13 protein-coding genes are annotated in these 17086 nt (G+C 41.8%); 6 read left to right on the forward strand and 7 right to left on the reverse strand.

The genetic code is table 11. The annotated features are described in order from the left end of the window. Window positions 1–78: 78 nt before the first annotated feature. Complete coding sequence (locus tag R8G66_10250) at window positions 79–633, reverse strand: PKD domain-containing protein (GenBank protein MDW3192739.1); 555 nt, start codon at window positions 631–633, stop codon at window positions 79–81. A 182-nt stretch (window positions 634–815) separates the two neighbouring features. Continuing rightward, on the reverse strand, window positions 816–1325 hold the full coding sequence (locus R8G66_10255; protein MDW3192740.1) for a hypothetical protein: 510 nt from the start codon (window positions 1323–1325) through the stop codon (window positions 816–818). 806 nt (window positions 1326–2131) lie between these two features. On the opposite strand from R8G66_10255, the gene R8G66_10260 reads away from it, so the two are divergent. Both R8G66_10260 and R8G66_10265 read left to right on the forward strand, forming a co-directional pair. Further along, complete coding sequence (locus tag R8G66_10260) at window positions 2132–3217, forward strand: DUF1972 domain-containing protein (protein ID MDW3192741.1); 1086 nt, start codon at window positions 2132–2134, stop codon at window positions 3215–3217. A gap of 131 nt (window positions 3218–3348) precedes the next feature. Further along, entirely contained in the window at window positions 3349–4299 is a 951-nt protein-coding gene (locus R8G66_10265; GenBank protein MDW3192742.1) for a sulfotransferase domain-containing protein, read from the forward strand. 86 nt (window positions 4300–4385) lie between these two features. Here R8G66_10265 and asnB read toward each other — a convergent pair whose 3' ends face one another. The 4 genes from asnB to R8G66_10285 all read right to left on the reverse strand — a co-directional run bounded on the left by asnB (window position 4386) and on the right by R8G66_10285 (window position 10237). Next, window positions 4386–6164, reverse strand: coding sequence for an asparagine synthase (glutamine-hydrolyzing) (gene asnB / locus R8G66_10270; protein MDW3192743.1), 1779 nt, complete (start codon window positions 6162–6164; stop codon window positions 4386–4388). Window positions 6165–6172: 8 nt separating this feature from the next. Next, window positions 6173–7003 carry a sulfotransferase gene (locus R8G66_10275; GenBank protein ID MDW3192744.1) on the reverse strand — a complete coding sequence of 277 codons (831 nt, stop codon included), beginning with the start codon at window positions 7001–7003 and terminating at the stop codon, window positions 6173–6175. 43 nt (window positions 7004–7046) lie between these two features. After that, window positions 7047–8303 carry a CRTAC1 family protein gene (locus R8G66_10280; protein ID MDW3192745.1) on the reverse strand — a complete coding sequence of 419 codons (1257 nt, stop codon included), beginning with the start codon at window positions 8301–8303 and terminating at the stop codon, window positions 7047–7049. A gap of 1118 nt (window positions 8304–9421) precedes the next feature. Next, entirely contained in the window at window positions 9422–10237 is an 816-nt protein-coding gene (locus tag R8G66_10285) for a permease (protein ID MDW3192746.1), read from the reverse strand. Window positions 10238–10366: 129 nt separating this feature from the next. On the opposite strand from R8G66_10285, the gene R8G66_10290 reads away from it, so the two are divergent. The 4 genes from R8G66_10290 to R8G66_10305 all read left to right on the forward strand — a co-directional run bounded on the left by R8G66_10290 (window position 10367) and on the right by R8G66_10305 (window position 15881). Next, complete coding sequence (locus R8G66_10290) at window positions 10367–12631, forward strand: CRTAC1 family protein (GenBank protein MDW3192747.1); 2265 nt, start codon at window positions 10367–10369, stop codon at window positions 12629–12631. 81 nt (window positions 12632–12712) lie between these two features. Then, entirely contained in the window at window positions 12713–13429 is a 717-nt protein-coding gene (locus tag R8G66_10295; GenBank protein MDW3192748.1) for a sulfotransferase domain-containing protein, read from the forward strand. A 2-nt stretch (window positions 13430–13431) separates the two neighbouring features. Next, window positions 13432–14862 (forward strand): MBOAT family O-acyltransferase, encoded by a 1431-nt coding sequence (locus R8G66_10300; GenBank protein MDW3192749.1) that lies wholly within the window; start codon window positions 13432–13434, stop codon window positions 14860–14862. Between the two features lie 5 nt (window positions 14863–14867). Next, window positions 14868–15881 carry a hypothetical protein gene (locus R8G66_10305; GenBank protein ID MDW3192750.1) on the forward strand — a complete coding sequence of 338 codons (1014 nt, stop codon included), beginning with the start codon at window positions 14868–14870 and terminating at the stop codon, window positions 15879–15881. A 48-nt stretch (window positions 15882–15929) separates the two neighbouring features. Here the strand turns inward: R8G66_10305 and R8G66_10310 are convergent, their stop codons facing one another. Then, on the reverse strand, window positions 15930–17081 hold the full coding sequence (locus tag R8G66_10310) for a sulfotransferase (protein ID MDW3192751.1): 1152 nt from the start codon (window positions 17079–17081) through the stop codon (window positions 15930–15932). Between the last annotated feature and the right edge of the window lie 5 nt (window positions 17082–17086).

The raw sequence follows: 17086 nt of genomic DNA on the forward strand, positions 1-17086 counted from the left end.
CGAAATGATTCGATACAGGTGTTTTTTTAGCATTTTTTGATTTCATTATTAACTTACAAGTAACGCACAACAACAACTCTAATCAACCTTAATATCTGATTTAGATGACAGCATGATCACCCGATCCTGATATTTGATTTTTGCTACAACTTGCACTGTATAGCTACCAGCTTGTTGATAGTTGTGGTTAAATGCTTTGCCTTCTATGTATTGCCCATCTCCTGTAGACCAGGTATAAGAAACACTGTCAGGTTCATCTTTATAAATGAATTGTGGGCTTGCCATGATATACCGCCCTTCTTGTTGATAAATACTCCTTCCTAACTCAAATAGTCTAGGAAGTATTACTGTCACCGGCTTTCGCCCTAAAATTGTTTCCTGATCACTGAAATGTACCCATTCCAGCAAAAGTTCTTGTTTGTCAGTGTCTTCAAAACAATGATGAATGGTCTCCCCATAGATAAGTTCATCATTGGGAAGACGCCAACGATACAGATAGGATTCATTCAGTTTAACTTCACCTTCTACCTTCAATACACCACATTTTTCAATGTAGAAATCAGGCAGTTCGGGTAATTGTCCAAGACAACTGATCGATATGACAGTTATAAGGGTACTAAGTAGCGTTCTCATTTTTGGCGATTAAATGAAAAGATCGATTTTATTTGACTGGAGGAGTGGCTCGTGTTAGGTGTATTAACTCTGTGATTGTGGTGTATAATCACCAGAAGTCATGACTCGAAATTATTGCACTTTCACTGGGAGAAACTCAAAAACCGTCTAACGTGTTAAATGATTCGACCAATGGTAGCATATCAAAGATTTTTGCTTTTGGCCTCTCTTTGATGGCGCTTCAATTCGATCTGGGCTTCATTTCTTTCTTGCTGAAGGGTGAAAAGCTTTTCATACTGTTTAGCATGATCGTAAATCAGCCAACCATATCGAACTCCTTCTCCGGGTAATCGCTTGATAATAAAATCATAATATGATGTACGATCTGATACTTCAGTCACCAGGCAGTCGAACGCTAATTCTTCCTCTTCTTTTAGTTCCGCGAACAAATCTTCCATGCCACAAAACATAGAATCTTCGAAAACATTGTAGGTAGATCTATCAATAGCCACCAAACTATCATCTGATTCTATGACGATTCCCTTCTGGTTGAAGACAATAGCTTGCGTGAATTTCTCAAGAGGCCTAAATTTTAAATCTTTAAGATCCATATGGTTGACTTTAAATAGGATTAAGAGAGCCCAATTTGAGCCCCCATCATCTTGCCTTTGACACAATAGTAGTGTCTGGAAGCGACCTAATAATTTAGCCACTCCCCTACACCCGTTTGTGAATGATAGCAAAGTAGTCCCGGTCAACTTGGGTAGTAAGGCTTTTCGGTAGAAACACCATTTGCTACGATGGGAATCAGATAAAAACCGGTGGACTTGATTGATAGGTACTCAGTAAAAAGTGGGTTGTTACATACGAAATCAGCAATATCAAAAAGCAACAAAATGCGCTATAATTCGCGGTTATCACTTCGGTTATTATAGTCTATTTTAGTTGACTATATAACTGAATATCAGTAATTTGTAAATCTTGTTCGAATCCTTCCGAGTGCACTTTTCAAGATTCAAAATCTTCAAAAATTCATAAAGCCTTGATTTTCAAGGCTTTTTTTATCCCCCTCTCTGAACTTTCATTATTTTCATTAGTTCTCGTTCCATTAGTGCCCATATCGGTACCCCAGAATTCCATCTAAAAAAGAGCACCCTTCCATTCTTAAAGCATTGAATATCAGTTAATTATCTCTTATTTCTATCTTTAATAAAGAAATCGGTACCCCAAAACGAGAATTATCATACGAGATACTTCTGGAATTATCCATTCAAATTGGTTCCATATCTTATTGGGTAGTATGTCGATTTTATAACACTTACTTCTTTAATACAGCGAAATATAAATATTCATGAACTTCTTTTAGAACAGGGTCTAAATCGCATTACATTAACCAGCTTCTCACTCAACTTTAATAGCGGTTTCTACTTCTGCTCAGAATGAAGGGTGTTTATTTGCGCTTGATTGATAGTTTATTTACCAACTAAGTAACATATTGCCCAAGTTCAAATCTCACGGCTTGAAACAGAAGTCAAAACGTAAGCGCGTAGCTATAATTGGTGCAGTTGGTATTCCTTCCAGTTATGGAGGATTTGAAACACTTGCCGATTGTCTTGCAAAACATTTGGCAGTTTGTTTTAGTATGACCGTTTATTGTAGTTCATATTCATCGAATGCTAAACCCAAGTATCATAACAAAGCCGAACTGCACTATATTCCTCTAAAAGCAAATGGGTTTCAGGGAATATTTTATGACATTTGGTCATGTTTCCATGCGATCAGAAAGCATGACACACTATTGATTCTCGGTGTTACTGGCATGGTAATACTGCCCATCTTGAGTTTATTTAAAGTCAAAACAATTGTACATATCGATGGACTTGAATGGAGAAGAGATAAGTGGCGACCATTCGCCAGGAAGTTCCTCAAACTATCTGAGCGTATTGCTATTAAGCACGCGGATGAAATTATACTCGATAACCTGGCGCTTAGGGATATGGTATTAGCTGAGTATCCCAAGAGACAATATCAACTGATCACTTATGGATCAGAAACTAACAACGAAGGATATCAAAAGCACTTTACAAGTGGCTTGATACCCAGAGAAGAGTATGCCATGGCGCTCTGTCGAATTGTACCTGAAAACAATGTGAAAACTATACTCGATACTTTCAAAGAAAGTATTAACCTCAACCTTATTTTCGTGGGTAACTGGCTACACAATGGTTACAGTAAAGACCTATTTGAGAAGTACAAATTGATTCCTAACATTGATTTAAGACACCCGATCTATGATGCATCCAAAGTCGAAGCGCTGAGGAAGAAGTGTAAAGTATATATTCATGGGCACTCGGCTGGTGGTACCAATCCTTCACTTGTAGAGGCAATGAGATCTGGAGTTCCGGTTATTGCCAAAGATGTATCCTTTAACCGGGTAACCATGCATTCGAAAGGTCTTTATTTTTCTGATAAGGCTGACCTTGTTTCTCAGTTAAATGAACTTGAAAAACATGACTTGTCAGGATTAGGAAAACGTTTGGAAACCGTAGCAATAGAAAACTACAGCTGGGAGCATATTGCTGAGCAATATCGTAACATATTCTAGCTACTCTCCATCGTAATAGCCTTCTTCATAGAAGATAGAATCGAAGTATATAATCCTAAGTGCCAGATATCTTATTTACAGGAAGAAGATAGGTTGACTGTTTCCACATCATTTGATTAATTTCAAGCATCTTGGATAAAGTTCTTATTCACATCGGATATCAAAAAACAGGCTCAACCTGGCTTCAAAAAACACTCTTTAAGCGAGGTGACAAGGTATTCGAGCCTATAAATGAGCGAGATTCGGGAGCAAGTAATCTGGCCAGGCACTTTTTTAAAGACCCTGAGGGTAATTTACTTTCTCCATTTGATGAAAATCTAAAGAATATCAAGGATAGCTTAAAATGGCATCTAGATAATAACCCTATTCCTGAAGGAAAAATACCTGTGCTTTCGAATGAACGACTTGCAGGGAATGCCCATGCGGCAGGGTTTGACGCTGCTCAAGTCGCCTCCAGGTTAAGGTCGACCTTTCCAAATGGGAAAGTGTTAATCACAATTCGTGATCAAAGAAGTATTATTCTTTCAATCTATTTTCTATATCTATCTCGTGGTGGAACGATGAGTCTAAAGCGATACCTGAACAGCCGATATGATGGTAAGAGACCTCACTTCTCTCCTAATCACATTAACTATTTACCGCTGACCAGACACTACAGCAAACTTTTTGGGAAGCACAATGTAAAGGTCATTCCTCTTGAACTACTTGAGACGAACTCAAATGAGTTTCTATCTGAAATAGGCCAATTTGTAGGCAGAAAACTAGCCTTTGATCAAATTAATCTTGATGAAAAGATCAATAAAACCTCTAATCATTTCATCAACTACCACTTTAGGGTTGCCAATCACTTTTTGTGGAGTAACTCTTTAAACAACTACTCTTCACTAAATAACAGGTATATGGGCAAAGCTGTATCTCTGATGGCAAAGGCTGCCGCATTCTTCATTCCTCCTCGGCTTGACGAACTAAGGAAACGGAAGATGGAAATTGAAATCAACCAGTGGGTCGCGGATCGATACAAGGTCTGTAATCAAGAGCTTAGTCAGGAGATAGGGCTGGATTTGAGCTTATTTGGGTATTAAACAACAGATACATGTAAAGCATTGGTAAGTTTGGTGCACATATCCACCCAAAATTGAAACACTTATATTTAATTTTATTGTACTAATCAGCACCATCTATCGTACCATTTGCAAAAAAGAAAAACAGCCCAAATTCCATTCATATGTCCCACTTGAAACAATTCTTCTAGAAATTTTTTCCGGAATATCCTTGATTCGGCATAGCATCTTGAGTCCCTGATTTCTGACTCCATTTGACTCAGTGATATGAATCGCTTAATCTTAAAACCAAATCCCTTTTTAGGTTTATTCAGAATACTTTCAGGAACATGACCCGCTAAGAGTTCTTTCAAAAGGTACTTGTTATGGCTCCTTTTGAAGTAAGTACTTTCGTGTAGTGATAAAACAAATTCCACCAATTTATGGTCAAGTAATGGCACCCTTCCTTCAATGGAATTTGCCATACTGGCCTTATCATAAAAACTCAGATTGAGTTCTGGTAGAAATAAAGAAAGGTCGAGTGATTGTGCATTTTTTATCGGACCAAAACCCTTCATAAAAAACGGATCAAAATGAACATGATAGTCACGGTCATCGAATTCGGCATAAATTTCATCACTGACGAGTTTTTTGAGTTGGCTGTACCGCCATTTAGTCCATGACCGGGCTTGAAACGTAGCTTCGACTAAATAACCCTGATTACCCAGACTCAATCGCCTCAATTTACCTCTCAAACTCCAATTCCATTGTTGATACATACGGCTATGCCAGGCATAGCCTGCAAATACTTCATCGCCACCATGCCCCCCTAGCACTACTTTCACATTTTCACTAGCGAGTTTGGAAACAAGATAGGTTGGCAAAAAAGCGGTGCCGCCGAGTGGCTCGTCAAAAAAATAAGTGAGCTTGTCCACCAAATCAGAAAACTCATCTTTCACCATCAATTCATGGTGTACTGTATTCAGTGAATCCGCAACTACACGAGCATCTAAATGTTCGCTACCCTCCCAACCCTCAAAACCAAGGCAGTACGTGCTTAGATTCTGCTTTTGCTTTGTTGCATAAGCGGCTATTGTAGCTGAATCGATGCCTCCGCTCAGTAGCAGACCTACAGGCGCATCTGAAATAAAATTTTCTTGAATCGAGGTACTAAGCAGGTCATGCAAGTGCTCTTTTGCGTGTTTTGGCGCTATGCTATTTCTCTGAAATTGAGGTTTCCAATAACACCACTCTTTAAGTTTACCGTCGACATCAAATGACATGCAATGGCCTGGCTTCAGCTTTTTTACATTTTTCCAAATGCTCTGTGGAGAAGGGATGTAACGCAGAGTGAAAAAGTCGGCTACCGATCTGAAATCAAGCTCAGGTCGTACTGTTGATAGTGCTGTAATGGCCTTCAGTTCGGAGGCAACGATAAAGGTGGTGTCATCGTGATAAAAACACACTGGTTTTACTCCAAAATGATCACGGCCAATGAACATTACTTTTTTTATATCATCCCAAATCGCAAATGCAAACATGCCTTTCAGTTGGTCGACCAAATCTACTCCCCACTCTGCATATCCATGTATGAGCACTTCAGAGTCTGTGTTAGAAGAAAACTGATGCCCTTTGGCTTCAAGTAGTCTTCTTAGGCTCCTGTAATTATAAATCTCCCCATTGAAAGTGAGCCAAATCGATTGAGCTTCATTTGACATGGGCTGTTTTCCAGCGGCTGTCAAGTCAATGATCGACAACCTTCGGTGCCCTAATGCGACACGACCATCGTCCAAAAAATCACTACCCGCCCCATCAGGTCCACGATGAAACATCAGGTCACGTGCGGCATTAAACTCCATCTGATTTACAGGTTGGGCAACATTCATTTGGGCAATTATTCCACACATTCAACAAGCTATTTTGTTCGGTTCTCCAAGTTGATTAGCCATTGATCTGTATAACCTTTAAAACGTTGCTGCGCTGTACGAATAGGTTCTTCAAACTTTTTATACAAATAGCTTTCAACGTCCTCCGAAATCTCTCTAACACCTGTGTAATTTCCAGCTTTTCGGAGTGTATGGTCAAAGTATTCTGGTTTATGCTCAAGCCCCAGGAAGGCACAAATCTCCTGAAGTAACCAATCCGGTCTTGTCAAAATATCTTCAAAAAAGTACACATAAATCTGATCTGAAGGATAAGTGCTTTCCCACCTTTCGAGTATCTCGGCATAGCATCCATTCTTGTACTGATTGGGTTGCTCAAAAAAGATCATCAATTCATCATGGCTGATATCCTCTAATTTCCGCTTCTTGTTTCTGATAAAGTGCTGCATGGCATGAGACCAGGTTCGCTCAACAGGGTTGCGTAGTGCAAGTAATAACCTGGCGTTAGGCATGCGATTGTGAATGGATATAATTCTTTCTGGCGACCGCCTGATACAGGAAGGTGCTATGTCTATTTTAATTTTATCAGTACCTGATTTGAATAAGCGTTGATACCAGTGATCGTTTGTGAATGGATAAAAGAAATAGTGCAGATCCCAAAGATGTGATTTGAGGCTCTTGCTTTTGAAAATTTCTTCTTTGTTTATTTTAAAATTTTTTCTGCGCCTGAGACTTGCTTTATCATTAAGATATTCCACCGACTTATAGGGGAGTGTCCAGGTGTCAGGATGTTGAGATAAGTTTTCCCAAATCCAGGTGGAACCAGCTCTGGGAGCTCCAATGTAAATGACATCAGGATACATGCACAAGTGGTTTAAAACCCAGATTTTTCACGGATTTGAGAATTTAGTTTAATAATTCATCACTTCTCCTCACCTCGTACCTGGCACCCGAATGGAATGGTCCGGTCATTTGCGTTTCTTCGCCTGTGGACCACTGAATGGTGACTTTCTTAACTTCTTTGTAGTTGCCCAAACCAAAGTAAGCAATGTAAGGATCATAAGAAAGATGCCCTCCACTGGCCAATAGTTCTCTGACCTGATGTCGATCACTACTATCTCCATAATGGATCGTGATTTTGCTGCCAATGCCATACCTATTCCCCATTTGATCACGAAGTTCAAAAGCAATGACATTTCCCTTTTTCATCTCATTGAAATGTGCTTGTGCGGGGCCAATTACCGGTAGCGTTATAATATCCTGATCACCATCATTGTCTATGTCAGTATAAGTATACGTTTGAGTCGCGAGAAACGAATTCAAAGCTTCATATTCGCTTATTTGATTTTGAAAACGATTGCCCCCTTCATTAATATAGAAGAAGTTACTTTGTCGAGTACGATGGACATGACTGCCATTCACGATGTAAAGGTCCTGATACTCATCCGCATTCAAATCCGCAAATTTGGCATTCCAGGTATAGCCTCCTGTCGCAATTCCCCAATCCGAAGCCTTGTTCTGATATCGATTGTTGCCGTCATTCACCAGTAACACATTTTCACCTAATCCGGGTGAAGGAATTGCCTCTTTGATGTCTGCTTTTTCCGGCGTGTTATAATCACTGTTAAAAACACGTTCGCAATGCCTCTTCAGAAAACTCCATTCTTTTGGGATATCATCGCAAGTAAGATTATTCCTTCTCATATTATTTAAAAAGACGAGAAACTCCATATTCGACCGACTCTCAATTTCCTGTGCCTTTCTTTGCCATTTCATGGCTCTATCCATGGTCAATAGCTTTAGATAATTGAGGCATGCTTGCCGATCGGTTTCACTTGCAAGTTCCGCACAGATTTGTATGGCATCCTTATCAACTTCCAGAAATTCATCTGATGCCAGCCCCATCAAAGCAATTTCACCAATATAGATCTCAGGGGACAGATCATTGTCCAGATCTGCCGAAATGACTGACATGGTCGTTTTGGTAGAGGTCTCAAACTTCTTTTCAGTATTGCTTACAGGGTGATCGTAAACACCTTTATTGTTCATGTAGAATACATCTGGTGGAGCAAAATCATTCGTTTCTATCAAATCTACCCAACCATCATTATCAAGGTCCGACCAAAGTAGGGTAAGGGTTTCGCCCACAATACTCGTAGGCAATTGGGTTAGGTTATAAATTCCACTTTCATTGATCAATAGGGCATTTCTGGAGGTTTCCGGAAATTCGAAACGTCCATTCCTGATCTGGTTATAATTGGCTGAGGTATAGTTTCCAAAAAGTATATCCAGATCACCATCCCGGTCAAAGTCAGCAAATGCGATAGGTCTGGTGAGCCAGGCTCCATCAATATTTGGAAGTTGACGGGGAATAGCTCCTTCAAAATTTACAGTGCTTAGTAGAATGTTTGTGCTTGCATTGACATGATATTCATTATAGCTGTCTGTCTGTGTGTGTGTGTGTTGTTTGTTTTTGTTATTTATATTTATATGAGCCCCCGCGCGCGCCCGCGCGCGCGCGCGCGCGCGCGCGCGCGCGCGCGCGCGCGCGCGCGCGCGCGCGCGCGCGCGCGCGCGCGCGCGCGCGCGCGCGCGCGCGCGCGCGCGCGCGCGCGCGCGCGCGCGCGCGCGCGCGCGCGCGCGCGCGTCTGTCTGTTGTTTTCCCGCGCGCGCTCTCTGTCTGTGTGTTGTTTGTTCTCTCTCTCACACACACACACACACACATATTCGATGATTATAAATTTTTACTGTTTTTTGGGGACACCACAGGGTGGAGGGTGGGGCGGCTTTGTTTGGATCTTTCTTCCCCGCGCGCGCGCGCGCGCCCGCCCGCTGATGAGCGCCCCGCGCCCGCCCCGCCCGCGCGCCCGCGCGCAGGGGGGGGGGGGGTGCTTGCCACTCCCAGTGCTGTCTCTGTTGCCAGGCGGGGCAGGCCCACTGGAACAGCGCGCCCAGAGCCCGCGCGCGCGCGCGCGCGCGCGCGGGCACTGTGCAGCGGCTTCCCCCCCATGTCATGTAAGTCCTTCTTTATAAAATGCTGTTCCCCTTTGTTGTAAAAAAAAGACAGGCGGGGTGTTTTTTTTTTTTTTTGTTATGTGTGTGTGTGTGTGTGTGTGTGTGTGTGTGTTTTTTTTTTTTTTTTTTTTCTCCTGTTGAAAGCATGCCAGCCAGGTGGGGCAGGCGTGTTGGGTGTGCCCTCCAGGTCTCCAGCTTCTGTCACAGGAGAAGCTTTATGCCCAGGCCTGGGCAGAGCCTAGGAGCCCCGTGTACCCAGGCGGCCTTCAGGAAAAGTGGCAGGAGCACGGAGTGAGCTCTCCTGCCTCTCTCCTTTCCAGAAGACCTGCCAGTAACATTAATGGAACCGTCATTTTGAGGATATACCAAAAGCTCTTCAACCACTTCACCACAAACCAGTATACCGTTCCCCAAAAGCCTTCGCCATATTTTGGAATAATGTCGTCAAAAAAGGGTAAAGCGGTGGAGGTTTGATTAACGTCCAATTTAGACAAGTCCGAATGTTTTACTACTACACTACTGCCAACATATTTCCCAATCAAAGGGATCAGCAGTAGAATAAAGACGATGGTTAAAAACAGTCTTACCGCTACCATATACCATGGAAACAGGGAAAACAGCATACTCAACACGACTACATTCAATGTAGGAGAACTCACCATAGTCGCAAGGGAAGTTGCTACGCTGGCACCGCCTTTCCTCATGCCTTGTGCAATTGGGGCTGCACAATTCACACAAACCCCCAAGGGAGCTCCCAACAACATACCAAAACCTGCCTGTAGAAATTGGTTTTCAAGTGTCTTGTTCCTAATTAAGGAAAATACCATCATCAGCCCTGTGGCAAAAAGTACCCCGAAGGTCATCCCTTGCTTATTGGTATACATCCAGTTCAGGGTATTGAACCAGATTTCTTCATACCAAACCATATCGGCATCTATGAGGAATACTTCATCAAATCCGATACCTAATGTTGATGTTGCTCCTTCCATAATGGCCTTTTCATTCAACGCCGGATAGCGGGAAGATGTCCAGAAAAAATAAGCTAAAACACCAATGTATAGGCCAATTAGCAAGAATTTCAAAGTCGTGGGTCGGATTTTCAAATTACTGACAGTGACGGCTGATAAAGCAAATCAGTTCTAAATGGGGACGAAGATAATTGATAAACCCAATTGTTTTAAGCTTCTATCTTTGAATAAATTTCCATTGGAATGGTCTCCCGTATTAAGCCTAAGTACATCTTTCTTTGCCTAACACTATTGATCCCGGCACTTGTAGCTGTGTTGCCCGAAAAAGCAACCCCAAAGCCAATGACTTGGGTGCTGGACTATGAACTAGCCGCCGGAACACAACCTATGGTGGAGCTACTGGCAATGATCAACGCCTGGGTAGCAGAACAGGAAGTCATCAGAAAAAGTCCATCATGGAAACGGCAGTTAGCTAATTTCTTTTACGAATCTAAGGCCAGCAAAATGCTGACTGGCGTCTATAATCTCCAGGCTGGTAATACTGAAAAAGCCGTCAACACACTTTCAGAAATATCTCATCTGAACTGGAATACTGAATCCAGCGATGCACAATTGATGAGAAAAATCAATGAGTGGATGGCGATGAGCTACCTGAGGCAAGGCGAAGAACAAAACTGCATACTCGATCATAATGGCGCGTCTTGTGTAATGCCCATACAGGGCACCGGAATTTATGAATTAAAAGCACCTACATTGAAAGCGCTGGAAATCTATCACTTCCTGCTTTCCTTGTATCCGGATAACTATCGGTATCGTTGGTTGATGAATCTTGCTTACCAAACGCTTGGAGAATACCCCGAAAACGTACCGCAACAATGGCTCATCAACCCAAAAGCATTTGAAGATCTTGACTCGCTGGACAACTTTAGAAATATTGCTCCAATGCTGGGGGTAGATCATAATAGTTTGGCTGGCGGGGCTTGTTTAGAAGACTTTGATAATGATGGTTATCTGGACATGATGGTTTCCGGTAGGAAGCAAACGCAACTTACTTTTTATAAAAACGATGGAAAAGGTGGTTTTGAAAATCATACGGAAGATGCAGGGCTAACCGGTTTGACAGGAGGATTCAACCTCTTTCAGGCAGATTATAACAACGATGGCTATACTGACCTTTTCGTAGCACGGGGAGCTTGGCTCCACAATCATGGCCTTACACCCAATTCACTTTTGAAAAACAATGGAGATGGCACATTCAGTGATGTTACTGTAGAGGCTGGTGTGCTGAGCTTTAAACCAACACTTAATGTGGTTTGGGCCGATTTCAACAATGACGGTTGGTTAGATCTATTTGCAGGAAACGAGACTCGCGGGGACAAAGGAGATTATAGCAGTGAATTTTACCTCAACAATCAGGATGGTTCTTTCAAAGAAGTTTCACAGGAAGCAGGGTTGGGTATTACCACATTTGTAAAAGGCCTTGCTGCTGCTGATTACAATAACGATGGCTGGACAGATCTCTTCCTTTCCAATAAGGCGGGCAAAAACTATCTATATAAAAATCTGGGGCCTGATCAAAAGGGCCAGCTGTCGTTCGAAGATGTCGCTGCTCAGGCCGGAGTGGCTAACACAGATGCCAGTTTTACTTCCTGGTTTTGGGACTATGATAATGATGGAGATCAGGATTTATATGTTTCGGTCTACGGACCAAGAGACTCCAACTCAGTGGAAAGGGTAGCAAAATCGTACGATGGGGAAAAAATAAACTCCGTATGGCCGGCAATCTTCCGGAATAATGGTGATGGTACCTTTACGAATAAGGCGGAGGAACTAGGCATGACATTCCCACTTTTTACCATGGGAGCCAATTATGCCGACTTCAACAATGACGGGTACCTGGATATTTATTTAGGAACAGGAGAACCTAACTATATGGGCATTTATCCTAACCGTATGTTTTACAGTGATTATGGTGAATATTTTACAGATGTAACTTCGGAAAAGGGAGTAGGTCACATTCAAAAAGGACATGGTGTTGCAATCGGCGATATTGACAATGATGGAGATCAGGATATTCTGGCTCAAATGGGTGGTATGCTTTATGGAGACACTTTCCAAAATGCACTTTTTCAAAATCCGGGTGAGGGCGATAATAATTGGATCAATCTCAGGTTGGAAGGAGTTAATGCCAATAGAAGTGCGATTGGGACACAGGTTAGAATTTCTTATAGTTACGAAGGGAAGCGCAAGGATATTTATAGAACAATTTCGTCCGGGGGCAGCTTTGGAGCCAATTCTCTGCAACTGGAAGTTGGAGTAGGTAAAGCCACGCACATCGATAGTGTCCAGGTAAAATGGCAGGGCTCAAATGAATGGCAATTCTTCGACGGCCTTGCGGTAAATAGGACATATGCTTTAAAAGAGGGAGGAGAATTCCTAATTTCACCCTCTGGTCAGCAACCTGTACCAGAACTTAACGGACAAAGTCTACCGACCCATGAACACTAATCGTTTCTCAATTTTCCGCTGCTCCCCTTGAAAGCGAGTATTCGAAGATTTAAATACAAGGGCTTTTACCTGCTGAGACGCTTGCGGAAAGCACTTCGGAAAACCGCAAATGAGAAGGAAATATATGTCTACTCTTATCCGAAATCAGGTAGAACCTGGTTAAGGTTGATATTGGACACACTCAATGAAAAGGAGGTGTCCATTGCCTATGTACATGGGGATGCTGTCCCTAAAAAAGGGAAGCATTTTAAGGATATGACCTTCAACACCAAACTAAGAGATCGCAAGGTTATCTTTCTTTTACGAGATCCCAGGGATACGGTAGTTTCCGCGTATTACGATGCATTGCACCGTGATAAAATCTTCGATAAGGAGCTTGCCCAATTCGTAAGACACCCACGTTTTGGTATTGAGAAGGTACTTAGGTTCCATCAAATATGTTACGAAAACCAATCTTTGGTAGATCAGAGTATCCTGATTACCTATGAGGCTTTGAGAGCAGATACGATCGGAGAAATGCGCAAAATTCTACGACTTTTGGACTGGCAAGTATCTGATCAAAAATTACACGAAGCTATTGCCGACAGTTCCTTTCAAAATATGAGAAAAATGGAAGAAACTGGAGATATAAAACGAACCTATGCCTACGCACTTTCTCCGGGAAATCCGCAAAACCCGAATTCTTTCAAAGTGCGAAAAGGTCATGTTGGGGGATATAAAGAAGAACTCAGCGAAGAGGATATCCAATTTTGCAATAACATGATGAAAGTAAAACCAAACCCCTTTTATCAACTTTAAGCATGCTCTTTGACTCCTTCGATTTTGCGATTTTTTTGCCCCTGGTTTTCATGGGTTACTGGCTACTGTCCAGGAAGGACATACGCATCCAGAATTTATTTATTCTTGCTGCCAGCTATGTCTTTTATGGTTGGTGGGACGAACGTTTCCTTGCCTTAATTGCTATCAGCACGTTAGTTGACTTTTGGGTAGGAAGAAGCCTTTACACTGTTTCCTCTTCTAAAAAGCGCAAGACACTCCTATGGACCAGTATTGGGGTAAACCTGGGACTCTTGTTTTTTTTCAAATACAGTAATTTCTTTATTGAGAGCTTTACTGACACCTTTACCTTCTTTGGCTACGCCATCGGCTGGAGCGGTTTGGATATTGTTTTACCTGTAGGCATCAGTTTCTATACCTTCCAGACGATGAGTTATACCATCGATATTTACAGAGGTAAAATAACGCCGACAAAAGACCTCATTGCTTTCTCCGCTTTTGTAAGTTTCTTTCCACAATTAGTAGCTGGCCCTATCGAGCGCGCAACCAACCTGCTTCCCCAGTTTTATAAAAAACGTAAGTTTACAGAAAGCCAGGCAGTCGATGGGTTGCGGCAAATCCTTTGGGGTCTATTCAAGAAAATGGTGATTGCCGATAATTGTGCAGTCTTTGTTAATCAGGTTTTTGACAACTATGCTGATTATTCGGGGAGCACGCTCCTGTTGGCCAGTTGTTTTTTCTTTATACAAGTCTATGGAGACTTTTCAGGCTATTCAGATATCGCCATTGGTACGGGCAAATTATTCGGATTTTCTCTGACTAGAAATTTTGCCTTTCCCTTTTTTGCTACACAGATTACGGAGTTCTGGCAACGTTGGCACATTTCACTTACTACCTGGTGTCGTGACTACATTTACATACCACTGGGTGGAAACAGGAAAGGGAAGTGGAGGCAATTTTTTAACACGGTAGCGACCTTTTCCATCATGGGGCTATGGCATGGTGCTCAGTGGACTTATGTCATATGGGGAGTACTCAACGCGCTTTACTTCTTTCCCAGTATGTTCCTGTACAAAACGATAAGTCGTTTTACTCCAAAAATTATTCAACAAACTGCCTTGAGTAATGTTCTTGGTATGATCAACGTTTTTTTGGCTGTAGCTATTTCGTTGGTTTTCTTCCGGTCACCCGATCTCAAAAGCGCTCTGCTTTACTTCCAGGGTATATTTTCTAGTTCGCTCCTAGACATTCCTCAGCTTCCTGAAACTGAAGTGTTAGGTCTCCTAACTGCCTTCTTTGTGGTAGAATGGCTTCAACGTAATAAACAGCATACCCTTGAATTTGATAAAGGTCAACAATCCACACTTTTACGGTGGGGTGCTTATCTACTTATCGCTTTTCTGATCAATTGGTATGGTTACATTCCTAAGGAGTTTATTTATTTTCAATTTTGAAGGAGATGAAGCGGTTTGCCATAAAGTGTGCTCTTTTTCTGATGCTATTCATCGGTTTGCTTTTTTCTCAAAAGCTACTAGACCATTATACTCCATGGTATTGGGGATATGATGACCTGTACGTGAAGCTGAACTTTCTTCAAAAACAAAACATACAATATGATGTGCTGTTTCTGGGCAGCAGTCGAAGTTTTCGAAATACGGATCCAATGGTTTTTGATAGCCTGACAGGTCTCAAATCATTCAATGTCAGCCTGCCTGGTACACAGCCTCCGGAACTCTATATGATCGTGGAGCATCTTATCAATCAAAAGGCCGATTCTGCAGATCAGACTTATATCATCGAGTTGATAGATGTACATCAGGCATTTATCAAAAATGACATGTCTGTGAGACGTAACTATTGGATGACTCTGGATAATTATCAGTTTGGTTTGGCCAATTTTATGGAAAAACGTGCTCCCAGAACCCTATTAAGATATACGGAGAGTGTGATTCAGGCGCAAACCAAATTTGGTATGGGCAGACAGCAGTTTCAATCTATGAGGAAAAAGAGAGACACGCAATTTGCCCTGGGGCCATTGCAAAATGGCCATATAAATTTCTCGAATCAAATCAGGCTAGGAATTAATTTGGCATCAATAGAAGTAAGAAAAGAACGCTTTGAAGCGGATACCCTTGAATTATGGGAAAGAAGAAAAAGGGTTCTTGCAGAAATGAACTCACCTCTGAAACTACCAAATGTAGTTCACCTGCAAAAAATCAAAGACCTTATTCACAGGGCCTCAGAAAAAAATATAAAACTGGTATTTGTTCGAGTCCCTATTCAAGAACATGTATGGGGTTTGTTCAATGATATTCCCAATGGTCATAAACTAGATTTGGGTCATCCCCTAAAATACCCGGAGTTGTATATGTCAAAATTCCATTTTGATCATGGCCATTTGTCATCCCAGGGAGCAGAATTTTATACTCGTCTCCTGTCCGAAGCTTTCTTACGTGATTTTGATCGCCCCTAAAGCAATTTTCTATTTCAATATCAACATTATGCACCTGACGTAAGTTTTCTATGCAAAACGCTGTTTAAACGCAATCACCCTTGCTAGCAGTGTTATCCATAGGCCTCTTAGATTACTGGACTTTCTAAACGCCCTAATCTCTTCGTCCGACCAATACTCATAATCCTTCGAGACTGCCTGAGAGAACAAGACAGTTACAATTTCCTCCTTCTCTTTCTGAGTCAGCATACTTTTCCATTTCTTATCATCTCCCCAGCCAGCTATACTTCCCGTTATCCGATTTGCAGCATACATAGAATTCGCTTTTGCCGGCACACCATTTTCTGATGGAATGGTTAAGTTGGTATCAATCTGTATATCCAAATGAGCAGCCAGAGCTGAAATCTCCTTTTCCGGTTCGGATAATAAGTCTTCATACCTGATAATTTTGTAGGTACCGTTTCCAAGAGACTCAAGGTTATCAACCCCTAACTTCATCAGGTGCTTTAGTCTGACACTATAGCTAATGGCACGAAAGGGGATGGCTTTGAACTCATTCAACTTCTTGATGGATGCAATATTTGGCAACGGATTCCTCACTATATGTAAAAATTTGGCCCTAGGGAAACGTTTGACCAGCCACTGTACGTACCACTCATTCTCGGGTTTCTTTTCTACCCAATACCTAGTGGACATACTTCTATTCGGGTTGGCACAAAAAACGGCAGCCACCACCGATTGAAACGTATCGTAATCTGTTTTCAAAAAGTAATTTAGGTACAACAAGAATTTTATGTAGGAGTCTATACTTTCACCCAAAAACCAAAATGGACACTGCCCAGTGGGATTCACCAATCTTTGCATCCAATAGTGGCACAAGTCAGCATAGTCTCCTGAAAACTTTCTGAAATTGGTGTAATAATGGCTATCTCCAGGCATCACTAGCAGAGAAGGGTGGTTATCAAGTAATCTGGTAAGTAAGGTTGTTCCTGTTTTCATCGCGCCACAGATAAAAACCGGCTGTTCTATAAATTCATGAGTCTTTTTTACCAGTTGTGGATCAGGCTTCCAGGTGTCGCTAATCTCTTTTACCTGATGAAGTAAAAGCTCGGTCAATTGCGCAATGGCCTCTATCAACTCTCGATAGGACTGATCTTGTACTGGATATGCATCTTCCCTCCTTTCTAACAACCAATGAATTTTTGCAATAAGCTCCTGCATATATC

It is taken from the genome of Cytophagales bacterium, from assembly GCA_033344775.1.
Classification (GTDB): Bacteria; Bacteroidota; Bacteroidia; order Cytophagales; family Cyclobacteriaceae; genus JAWPMT01.

Coding starts and splice junctions, on each gene's coding strand:
- R8G66_10275 (MDW3192744.1), bottom strand. CDS start 7,003: ATGTATCCTGATGTCATTTACATTGGAGCTCCCAGAGCTGGTTCCACC.
- R8G66_10250 (MDW3192739.1), bottom strand. CDS start 633: ATGAGAACGCTACTTAGTACCCTTATAACTGTCATATCGATCAGTTGT.
- R8G66_10305 (MDW3192750.1), top strand. CDS start 14,868: ATGAAGCGGTTTGCCATAAAGTGTGCTCTTTTTCTGATGCTATTCATC.
- asnB (MDW3192743.1), bottom strand. CDS start 6,164: ATGTGTGGAATAATTGCCCAAATGAATGTTGCCCAACCTGTAAATCAG.
- R8G66_10300 (MDW3192749.1), top strand. CDS start 13,432: ATGCTCTTTGACTCCTTCGATTTTGCGATTTTTTTGCCCCTGGTTTTC.
- R8G66_10310 (MDW3192751.1), bottom strand. CDS start 17,081: ATGCAGGAGCTTATTGCAAAAATTCATTGGTTGTTAGAAAGGAGGGAA.
- R8G66_10290 (MDW3192747.1), top strand. CDS start 10,367: ATGGTCTCCCGTATTAAGCCTAAGTACATCTTTCTTTGCCTAACACTA.